Source organism: Vibrio anguillarum (genome assembly GCF_001989995.2).
Lineage (GTDB): Bacteria > Pseudomonadota > Gammaproteobacteria > Enterobacterales > Vibrionaceae > Vibrio > Vibrio anguillarum.
This window is the reverse complement of the sequence record NZ_JAHGUP010000016.1, coordinates 1-10,851: the sequence shown is the minus strand read 5'-3', so window position 1 is coordinate 10,851 and position 10,851 is coordinate 1. Positions and strand designations below refer to the sequence as shown.

The following is a 10,851-nucleotide window of genomic DNA, read 5'->3' as shown; positions in this document are numbered from 1 at the left end:
CGATCTCAAACCACTCAAAGACGACCCCAAGCAGATGAATTGGTTTATTCAACGTTATTCACTGCACGGGTACGGCATCGATGCGTTGTTTAACATAGAGCAAACGGCAAACCGAATCACCGCACAAGAGATGACGTTGAGAGCCAAGCAAATTTTTAATCACCACAACAGACGAACCAAAATTATTATGCGCCCGAAAGCGAAATAACAGCAGTAGAGTCAACCCTAGGATACTCAAACTGCCACCGCTCTCCTCTTGAGGGGCAACAGTTTGAGTATCAATCAGAACACGTACCCCATTTTGAGTGGCAACATAATATTTAGGCGCCTCTGCCCCTGTAAGAACGCGCTGAATCCAGCTCTGATAATCATAAAGCTCCGTAAATACCGAGGTGATCGGTTGGTTAATATCACCACATAGTGAAGGCCCAAAGCTGGTTAAACCAATTTGAATGTATTGCGAGCCATTAAACCAATAGACAGGCCCACCGGAATCGCCAGAACAGGTGGAGTTTTTATAAGCACCGCTTACCGCACCATCAAAACAGATCTGCTTTGAGGTCAGTGCCGAGCCATAGAAAGCGCTACAGACGGCATTACTAACAAAAGTGAGGGTCGTTTCTTGTAACTGCTTATTAGCATTCGGGACATTACCCGCCACGTAGCCATGCCCAATCGCTTTGTAATTATTGCCAGCAGGGTAATCATTATTTAACTGAGTATTGAGTAGCGCAGAATAGTCCGCCACATTGAGCGGTGTTTCGAGCTTGATAATCGCAATGTCATCACGCCAGAGTACGCTGGACGAATTGATGTAAGTACTGGGGTAATAAAAAGCCGCCGCGCGCGATATCTGGATATTCCCGTAGGGGAAATCGGCCACATTATCCAACTGAGGCACTACCACCGTATAAAGCATGGTATCTTTTTTACCGTAAATACAATGAGCTGCCGTCAAAATAAACTGTGAATTGATAATACTCGCCCCACAAAAACTGTTGGTACTATACTGAGCGCTGCTTTGATATAAAAGGCTAGCAAAAGAAGGGTAAGTGGCACTGCTGGTATCCGAACCATTCACAATGTAAGGCTGGAAATCAACCGCATAAGCATTTGCTGATAGCATCGCACTGAACAGTATCCATTTGTACATCCATCACCTCGTCACTCATCTAGAAAGATACGCGTGTATCACTTTCAAGTTTAGCGCCCTAAGTGGAACCTGCTCAAAAAAGGCAATAAAAAAGCGACCTAAACAGGTCGCTCGAGATCAATAAGGGTTCAACGTCTACGAATGAAGGGGATAAACATCAGCAGTAAAGACCACCAGCCGAATGAACCACCACTGTCAGAAGGTGGGTTTAAATAAGCTTGGCGTTTCGCTTCTGTTGCGACAAATTTTGGTGGTTCAGAACCAAGCAGAACACTCTCTATCCAAGTAGAATAGTCAAGGATTTCCGTAAATACCGATGGAGCAGTAACCAGTGGGTCTCCACACTTGGTATTTGGCCCGAAGCTGGTTATACCAACTTGGATATAGTTACCGCCAATATGCCAAAATAACGGACCCCCAGAATCGCCCTGACAGGTTGCATTTTGCAGCCCCGTAGAACCTATCGCCCCTTCCATACATAAATTAGTGTCTGTGGTGGAAGTGTAATTGCAATATACATTAGCCACATAGGTTAAATTAGTTTTCTGTAGATACGTTTTAGTATCGACATTAGAAGCAGTATTACCATGCCCAACGGCAATAAAGGTTTCACTTGATGAACGATAAGTACTATCAGAATTTGCGGTAGGCCGCGTTAAGTAGTCAGCAGACGACACCATTGTCAAAGGCGTTTCAAGCTTGAGGATCGCAATATCATCCAATAAGGTGGTGTTGTTATAAGTTGATGGATAATAGATTTCTGCCACTCGCGCTTTTTCTAATATGTTGAATGGAAAATCTGTTTCAATTTTCAGCTTAGGTACAATAGAGGTAAAAAGCTGATTTGCACTATTACCATAAACGCAGTGCGCAGCCGTCAATACGTATTGGTTATTGAGTAACGAAGCACCGCAATAGCTTCCTCTTCCATATGAACCGTTATAAGCAATTTGATCAAAAAACAAGCTCGCTATAGAAGGAAACTCCGTCACGCTTGCATCCGTACCGTTTACTATGTAGGGCTGAGCATCAACGGCGAACACATTGCCAGAGACGGCGAGCGAAGATAAAAGTACTACCCATTTGTTCATCATGTCATTCCTTATCACTTTGAACCCAGATAGTACTTAATCCGTTATCGATATGAAACATCTTAAAATGTGCTTTTATTACATTTTATGATGCTTTAGCCGCGATAATAACGCTGAGCCACAAACGGCATTTTCTCAACCACCATAGGCAGCATTTTTCCGCGCACATCAGCAAAAATTTCTGTGCCTATCGTTGATAAATCAGCTCGGATATAGGCCATAGACACGGGCTTTCCGGCCGTCGGTCCCGCTGTACCACTGGTCACTACGCCTATATGCTGGCCATCGGCATCAAATAGCTCAGTGCCTTCACGTATTGGCGCTTTAGTTACCCCCACTAAACCTACACGTTTACGTGCAACATCTTTGCTTTCGATCTGCCCAAGAATGATGTCTGCACCCGGGAAACCACCCGCACGCTCACCTTCAGCACGACGCACTTTGCTTATCGCCCATAACAAGCTCGCTTCAACTGGCGTTGTGGTGGTATCAAGATCATGCCCGTAAAGGCACAAACCGCACTCTAAACGCAGTGAATCGCGCGCGCCCAGACCAATCCATTCCACTTCTTCATAAGCGGTCAGTTTACGCGCCAATGCTTCGGCCTGCTCTGCCGGTACAGAAATTTCATAACCATCTTCACCGGTATAACCACTTCGGCTGACAATGCACTGGGCTCCATCGATGTCCATTAGCTGAATATCCATAAAGTGCATCGTCATCACTTGTGGTTGCAGGCGAGCTAACACTTCAGCGGCTTTTGGCCCTTGCAGCGCTAACAGCGCGCGATCGTCAATGACTTCGAGCTCAACACCTTGTGGCAAATGTGCTTGTAGATGAGCAATATCTTGTGCTTTACAAGCCGCATTAACCACAACAAACAGATGATCATCAAGGTTAGCAACCATCAAGTCATCCATGATGCCACCTTGTGCATTAGTGAAAAAGGCGTAACGCTGCTTGCCTGCTGGTAAGTCAATAATGTCGACCGGAACCAATGACTCCAATGCTTGCGCGGCATTGGCTCCATGCAAACGAAGTTGGCCCATATGCGAAACATCAAACAAACCAGCCGCCTCGCGAGTATGCAAATGCTCTTTCTTTACCCCTAATGGGTACTGAACGGGCATGTCATAGCCAGCAAATGGCACCATTTTCGCTCCAACTTCGATGTGCAGCGCATGTAAAGGAGTAGTGAGTAATGTTTGATTTGCATGTTCTTGAGTCATTTTCATCTCCATTTCAGCCGACCCAGCAGGGAATTCACCACCAAATTTTGGCTATTATGTCCAAAGAAGAGGAAACCATGTTTCCAATAGTGAACAAGAATGCGCCCGTTCGGGCGGATTAACAAGTTCAAAACAAGATGAATTGTCAAAATTAACAACCCAGTCACAATTAAAAGTCGCGATATGCTTAGCATCGCCTGAGCTAAAAGTGATTAAAAGCACACTGCAGAAGGTAAAACCACCAAATAGCAAACGATTGCTGTCACTATAAGAAACTTCGCGTTTTCACACTCATTTTGCAGTAACCCACAAAATCAATGCATCCTCTTCGCTGACAGAGACCAGCATGTGCCCCATGTTAGCGTCGTAATAAACGCTATCACCTTCCGCCAATCGAACCGGTTCATAAAATTCGCTATAGAACAAAACTTCACCCGTGAGGATCAACAAAAACTCCTCACCATCGTGACGAACCCAGTCACTGTACTCTTCAAATGCACGAGCTCGCACTCGGCTTTTAAACGGCATCATTTTCTTATTAGAGAGCTGCGTGGCGAGCAATTCATGCTCGTAAGTTGGGGTGGGATGCGGCTTTCCCTGACCAATACGAGAAATATCCCTACGACCTGTTGCCACAATTTTCTTTGGTGGCTCAAATAGTTGAGGCATATCTATCTGCAATCCATGAGCGAGTTTTTGCATCGCTTGGTAGGTTGGAGAAATCTGTTCGTTTTCGATTTTACTCAATGTAGATCGAGCTAATCCTGTCCGCTGGCTCGCCTCTTCTAACGTAATCCCAAGCTTAGAGCGGATCTCTTTAATACGTTGCCCAAGCTTAAGCGGTTCGATCGTTTGTTCACCAGTTTCCTTGGCCAAGGTCAACGATGGGTACTCATCATAAATGTCTTCAGACATGCTTTCCCTCGATTGTTATCTTCCTGATTTCGGCCATCATTGTGGCATAAAGCCAACGCAAGGTTAAAGAGGCTGCACGTAAATAAAGCGTGCTCTTGCTTACAAAAAAAGAAACCATGTTTCCTATAGGAAATTTTTGATTGATTGTTTATAAGCCAAAGAGTATGTTACTGACTTGTTAGATAAAAAGATGCAGTTTACCACTTATTGCGGTTAGGGATTTAACAAGGTTTAAGTGGCTTTTCACCCCGTATTGTTGGGGTTGCAATCCAGTTTAAGGATAACTGACACTCTGCTTTGTTGTCGCCTAACGGCTTAACGATAAGGCAGCCACTAAAAAGGAATGACGGAATGTTTAGCCAATCCGTCGGATTATTGGAAGGTCATCTACCATGAATGCCAACGTGAACAAAAGTTACCCCAACCACTGCCTTGAGAGCTTTTTCTCAACCAACCTTGCTGCCACTGATGATGCTGTCTTTGCGGGTATTCAAGCCGAATACGTGCGCCAAAATGAACAAATTGAGCTGATCGCCTCAGAAAACATCGTTTCAAAAGCCGTTATGCAAGCGCAAGGTACTTGTCTCACCAATAAATATGCAGAAGGCTACCCCGGCCGTCGCTATTACGGTGGTTGCGAACACGTTGATACCGTCGAAACCATTGCGATTGAACGTGCAAAATCCCTATTCCATTGTCAATACGCCAACGTGCAGCCGCATTCAGGCGCACAAGCTAATGGCGCGGTGATGCTGGCTTTACTGCAACCGGGTGACACGATTTTAGGTATGTCTCTGGATGCCGGAGGCCACCTCACTCATGGCGCTCGGCCTGCCCTCTCTGGTAAATGGTTTAATGCTATTCAATATGGTGTCGATAGCACGACCTTAGAAATCAATTATGATGATGTACGCAGCCTCGCGTTAGAGCATCAACCAAAAATGATCATTGCGGGCGGCTCTGCCATTCCTCGCGTAATTGATTTTGCCAAATTCCGAACCATTGCTGATGAAGTGGGCGCGCTCTTAATGGTCGATCGGATTAGTCGCCACTGGTGCTCACCCAAGCCCATTGCCGCATGCCCACGTTGTCACGACCACCACACATAAAACCTTGCGCGGCCCACGAGGCGGTATGGTTTTGACCAACAGCGAAGAGATCAGCAAAAAAATTAACTCGGCGGTTTTCCCCGGCCTGCAAGGTGGCCCGTTAATGCACGTAATTGCGGCCAAAGCGGTAGCACTAGGCGAAGCGTTAGGCCCTGAGTTTCATCGTTATATTGATTCGGTGATCGATAACGCAAAAGTTCTCGCCGAAGTATTGCAAACTCGCGGTTGTGACATTGTGACTGGCGGGACTGACACTCATCTCATGCTTGTTGATCTTCGCCCTAAAGGGCTGAAGGGGAATATCGCCGAACAAGCATTAGAGCGTGCAGGAATCACATGTAACAAAAATGGCATCCCATTTGATACCGAGAAGCCTATGATTACTTCGGGTATTCGTTTAGGTACGCCAGCTGGAACCAGCCGTGGTTTTGGTCGTGAAGAATTCAAACTCATCGGTGAGTGGATTGGCGATGTTCTCGATGGCCTTGTTGTGAGCCCAGAAGGAAACAGTGATGTTGAGCAACGTGTGCGCAAACAAGTTAAAGCGCTGTGCCAACGCTTCCCACTCTACCAATAGCCTTTTTAAATTAAACACAAGTTCAAATCAATACGATACTTTTTTGGAGATAAAGCAATGGACAATACACTGAAGTTTGCAGATAGCCACGAGTGGGTGCGCGACAACGGTGACGGCACAGTGACCATCGGTATTTCTCAGCATGCGCAAGAGATGCTTGGTGACGTCGTGTTTGTTGACCTACCTGAAGTGGATACGGAAATTGATGCTGGAGACAGTTTTTCTCTGGTTGAATCTGTCAAAGCCGCTTCAGATATTTACGCACCGATTACAGGTGTCATCGTTGAAATCAACGAAGAGCTAGAAGATAGCCCAGAACTCATCAACGAAGAACCGTATGAAGGTGGCTGGATTGTGAAAGTGAAGATGTCTGATGCTTCTGAACTCGACAATCTAAAAGATGCAGAAGAGTACCAAAACTCTATCGAAGAAGATTAATTAGCCCATCACGGATCAAAGCTGCCCAGCATGGGCGGCTTTTTTTTAAGGTCGCACACGATCTTTGAAAAGGTAAAGGAAATGACTGAATTACTTCACAGCCCACTGCTTAGCCAGTTAAGTACCGAAAATGAGTTTGTTGCACGCCACAACGGACCCAACTCAGCCGATCAACAAAAAATGCTCAACGCGATCAACGCCGAAAGCTTAGCCGCGTTAATCGAACAAACCGTTCCTGCGCAAATTCGCTTAGAAAGCCCAATGTCCCTTGCTGCGCCTAAAAGCGAAGCCGATATGCTCAGCGCGATGAAAGTATTTGCCAATCAAAACCAGATTAAACGCACGTTCATTGGTCAAGGTTACTACAATACCTTCACGCCGAACGTCATTTTGCGTAACGTACTGGAAAATCCCGGTTGGTATACGGCTTACACGCCCTACCAGCCAGAAATCTCTCAAGGTCGTTTGGAGTCGCTGCTTAACTACCAACAAATGGTGATGGATTTAACAGCGATGGATATTGCCAACGCGTCGCTGCTCGATGAAGCAACCGCCGCTGGCGAAGCAATGACACTGTGTAAACGCGCAGGGAAAAGCAAAAGTAACGTCTTTTTTGTGGCGGACGATGTTCATCCACAAACCATTGAAGTGGTAAAAACTCGCGCTGAATTTATCGGTTTTGAGGTACAAATCGGCGCACTCGACTCATTGCCTGAACAAGATGTGTTTGGCGCGCTGCTGCAATACCCAAGCACCACAGGTGAAGTGCGTGATTTAAGCGACCTGATTGCTAAAGCGCAAGCCAATAAAATCTTGGTTACTGTTGCCACGGATTTACTGGCCAGCACCTTGCTGAAACCAGCGGGTGAAATGGGCGCGGATGTCGTGATTGGCTCGGCTCAACGTTTCGGTGTCCCTATGGGTTACGGCGGCCCACACGCCGCCTTTATGGCCACGCGTGAAGCGCACAAACGCACTATGCCCGGCCGCGTGATCGGAGTGTCGATTGACGCTAAAGGTAACCCAGCGCTGCGCATGGCAATGCAAACTCGCGAGCAGCACATTCGCCGCGAAAAAGCGACCTCGAACATCTGTACCGCGCAAGCTCTGCTGGCTAATATGGCCTCGTTTTATGCGGTCTATCATGGCGCAGAAGGGTTGCGCACCATTGCGCGCCGTACTCATCATATGACAGCAATTCTAGCGGCAGGCTTAACTCAAGCGGGCTACGAATTGGTACACAACAGCTTCTTTGACACGATTACCTTAAAGAGTGCCGCTCAAACTCAAGCGCTCTACGCAAAAGCGCAGCAAGCCGGCATCAACTTACGCCGATTTGATGACCAATTAGGCATCAGTTTGGATGAAACCACCACCACAGCTGATCTTGAAACCCTGTTTGCGGTTTTCGATATTAAGCAATCGGCAAGCGCGCTGTCGGCAGAAATTGCCGCCAACGAATTTGCAGCGATTCCAGAACACTGCCGTCGTCAATCTCGCTTCCTAACGCATCCTGTGTTCAACACCTATCACAGCGAAACGCAAATGATGCGTTATTTGAAAAAACTTGAGAATAAAGACTTTTCATTAACTCACGGCATGATCCCGCTTGGCAGTTGCACCATGAAACTGAACGCCGCAGCCGAGATGATCCCTGTCACTTGGCCAGAATTTGGTTCAATCCACCCATTTGCACCGAAAGAGCAAGCCGCAGGTTACGCCGCTCTCGCTAAAGATTTAAAAGAAAAGCTCTGTGAAATCACAGGCTATGATGCCTTCTCGCTACAACCAAATTCCGGTGCTTCTGGCGAATATGCAGGACTTGTAGCGATTCAGCGCTACCACAAAAGCCGTGGTGAAGGGCACCGTAACGTCTGCTTAATTCCGAGCTCAGCACACGGCACCAACCCTGCAACCGCTTCAATGGTTTCGATGAAAGTAGTGGTCGTGAAATGTGATAATAACGGCAACGTTGATATCGCAGACCTCGCAGACAAAATTGAGAAGCATAAAGAGAACCTCTCTAGCATCATGATCACTTATCCTTCAACGCACGGCGTTTACGAAGAACAAGTTAAAGAAGTCTGTAACATGGTTCACGCCGCAGGCGGCCAAGTTTACCTTGATGGTGCCAACATGAACGCGCAAGTTGGTTTGACCAATCCGGGCTTTATTGGCTCTGATGTTTCTCACCTCAACCTGCACAAAACATTCTGTATTCCACATGGCGGCGGCGGCCCAGGTATGGGGCCGATTGGTGTAAAATCTCACCTAGCGCCTTTCCTACCGGGACATATTGAAGGGGGAGTTGAAGGCAGCGATCACGCAGTATCTGCGGCCGATTTAGGCAGCGCTTCTATTTTACCTATCTCATGGGCTTATATTGCCATGATGGGTGCAGAAGGCTTAACCACGGCTACTCAAGTCGCTATTTTAAATGCTAACTATGTGATGGAAAGACTGCGCCCACACTACCCTATTCTTTACCGTGGTAGTAACGGCCGTGTAGCGCACGAATGCATTATTGACATTCGTCCGCTTAAAGAAGCGACAGGTATCAGCGAAGAAGACATTGCTAAACGTTTGATGGATTATGGCTTCCACGCACCGACGATGTCATTCCCTGTTGCTGGCACCTTGATGATTGAACCAACCGAATCGGAAGACTTAGCCGAATTGGATCGCTTCTGCGAGGCGATGATTGCGATTCGCGCCGAAATAGAGAAAGTTCAATCAGGCGAATGGCCATTAGCCGACAACCCGTTAGTGAATGCGCCGCATACACAATCGGATCTCGCAAGTGAAGCATGGGCTCACCCATATTCTCGTGAAACGGCTTGCTTCCCATCCGCTCATACTCAGGCATCAAAATACTGGCCAACCGTGAGCCGTGTCGATAACGTATACGGTGACCGTAACCTTGTCTGCTCATGCCCAAGTATCGATAACTACCAAGAGTAGGTGCTGATGTTGATGGCGCGTCGTCACAGTTTATGATCATCTTTTAGGTTGTGACTGACTTTGTTATCAATATTCAATAATAAAGGCGAACTGAGAAGTTCGCCTTTTTGTTATGCTGTAAAACGATTTTTGGACAAAAGTGAGTTAGCTTAAGACAATCGAGTGCCTATAATTGCTGTTCGACATTCCGTGCTCGATGATTCAGGTTTCGTATAAAGTTCAACACTAAATCCTACTTCTCCCATAAGTTTTTTATAATACTCAATACCAAATAACCCCAATTCCATACGGTCAAACTCTATGTGTGTCACTCCTTGTTTTTGTTCATAGTATGAAGTCAGTACATTCAGTCGATTTTTATCCGTAGGGTGACGCTCGATGTAGTCGATAACCGTCAAATCTGTTTCAGGAAGTGATGTGGTGCGATGATTAACAATAGGTTTATTAATACTATCTCCGTCAAATTCAGGAGACAAAGCAAAAATACCTCCATAATTTAAGTGCTGGTACGCGTTCGCAAACGTAGCCCTAATATCATCAGCCTTGAACAGATGACCGATACTGTCATGTAGCAAAATAAAATCAAATTTCTGCTGTAAACTAAACTCCGTGATATCTCCCTGAATGGTGTTTACATTAGGGTTAAGCTGCTTACACTTTGTCAGCATCTCTGTGGATAAATCAATGGCAAATGCTTCAACATTAGAACCGATGTGAGAGAGGAGGTGCCCTGGCCCCGAAGCTAATTCAAGTAACATTGGCAAAGTTTTAGCGCATTTTTTTTCAATAAGTTGCTTCCAAAAATGAGCCTCTCCTTGGTAATCATCTCTACTAATCACGTAGTCATAATATTTTGACAAATCACTATAAAGACGGTTGGTTGAGATATTGTGGTGGTTAAATTTCATTGTATGCCCATTACTTTTATTTGTTTAATAATATGTCGACAGCCTTGGATAATAGCGAATTAAACTGCTCATATTCTGTGTCAGAAAAAGCATGCTGAAGTTCACCATCAACTTGTTGGTATATGTTTATCTCTAATGCACGTAGAGCATTCGCTTTTTCTGTTGCGACCAATCTTACCCCTCTGCCATCGGCGTGATTTTTAATTTTTGAAAGGTACCCCTTGGACTCTAACTTGCTCACCATACTGCTAGCAGAGGCGTTACTAACATTCATCTGGCAAGCTAAAGAACCAAGTGATACACCTTCTATTAACCCATTAAGTGCGTAGAGGTAATCTAATTCATTGTTTGTCAATTCGTTGCTTGCTTGGTCACTAATTTTAGAGCGCCAACGGCGCCATAATTCGAACTCAAGTAGTTCCAAGCTCTTAATCGTCTCCATAGTATCTCCGACATTAAGTTATTTAGTT

General features: G+C 45.8%; 8 protein-coding genes and 1 pseudogene. 3 read left to right on the top strand and 6 right to left on the bottom strand.

Going from position 1 to position 10,851, the window contains the following annotated elements; genetic code table 11:
• Positions 1-58: 58 nt before the first annotated feature.
• The 4 genes from PL85_RS03125 to PL85_RS03110 all read right to left on the bottom strand — a co-directional run bounded on the left by PL85_RS03125 (position 59) and on the right by PL85_RS03110 (position 4,388).
• Positions 59-1,153, bottom strand: coding sequence for a S1 family peptidase (locus PL85_RS03125; protein ID WP_174223867.1), 1,095 nt, complete (start codon positions 1,151-1,153; stop codon positions 59-61).
• Positions 1,154-1,281: 128 nt separating this feature from the next.
• The gene (locus tag PL85_RS03120; RefSeq protein WP_115340059.1) at positions 1,282-2,262 is read right to left on the bottom strand and encodes a trypsin-like serine protease; all 981 of its coding nucleotides are present in this window, start codon (positions 2,260-2,262) and stop codon (positions 1,282-1,284) included.
• A 77-nt stretch (positions 2,263-2,339) separates the two neighbouring features.
• Positions 2,340-3,473 carry a glycine cleavage system aminomethyltransferase GcvT gene (gene gcvT, locus PL85_RS03115; protein ID WP_174223866.1) on the bottom strand — a complete coding sequence of 378 codons (1,134 nt, stop codon included), beginning with the start codon at positions 3,471-3,473 and terminating at the stop codon, positions 2,340-2,342.
• Positions 3,474-3,764: 291 nt separating this feature from the next.
• The gene (locus tag PL85_RS03110) at positions 3,765-4,388 is read right to left on the bottom strand and encodes a helix-turn-helix domain-containing protein (protein WP_010320321.1); all 624 of its coding nucleotides are present in this window, start codon (positions 4,386-4,388) and stop codon (positions 3,765-3,767) included.
• A 392-nt stretch (positions 4,389-4,780) separates the two neighbouring features.
• Between PL85_RS03110 and PL85_RS03105 the strand changes: the two are divergent.
• The 3 genes and pseudogenes from PL85_RS03105 to gcvP all read left to right on the top strand — a co-directional run bounded on the left by PL85_RS03105 (position 4,781) and on the right by gcvP (position 9,473).
• Positions 4,781-6,074: pseudogene (locus PL85_RS03105) on the top strand (serine hydroxymethyltransferase).
• Between the two features lie 57 nt (positions 6,075-6,131).
• Positions 6,132-6,512: a glycine cleavage system protein GcvH gene (gene gcvH, locus PL85_RS03100; RefSeq protein WP_115340057.1), complete on the top strand. Its 381-nt coding sequence runs from the start codon at positions 6,132-6,134 to the stop codon at positions 6,510-6,512.
• Positions 6,513-6,593: 81 nt separating this feature from the next.
• A complete protein-coding gene (gene gcvP, locus PL85_RS03095; protein ID WP_115340056.1) occupies positions 6,594-9,473 on the top strand; it encodes an aminomethyl-transferring glycine dehydrogenase in 2,880 nt (959 codons plus the stop codon).
• Positions 9,474-9,622: 149 nt separating this feature from the next.
• Here gcvP and PL85_RS03090 read toward each other — a convergent pair whose 3' ends face one another.
• On the bottom strand, positions 9,623-10,381 hold the full coding sequence (locus tag PL85_RS03090; protein ID WP_064626259.1) for a class I SAM-dependent methyltransferase: 759 nt from the start codon (positions 10,379-10,381) through the stop codon (positions 9,623-9,625).
• A gap of 16 nt (positions 10,382-10,397) precedes the next feature.
• Complete coding sequence (locus tag PL85_RS03085; RefSeq protein ID WP_017037465.1) at positions 10,398-10,823, bottom strand: MarR family winged helix-turn-helix transcriptional regulator; 426 nt, start codon at positions 10,821-10,823, stop codon at positions 10,398-10,400.
• Between the last annotated feature and the right edge of the window lie 28 nt (positions 10,824-10,851).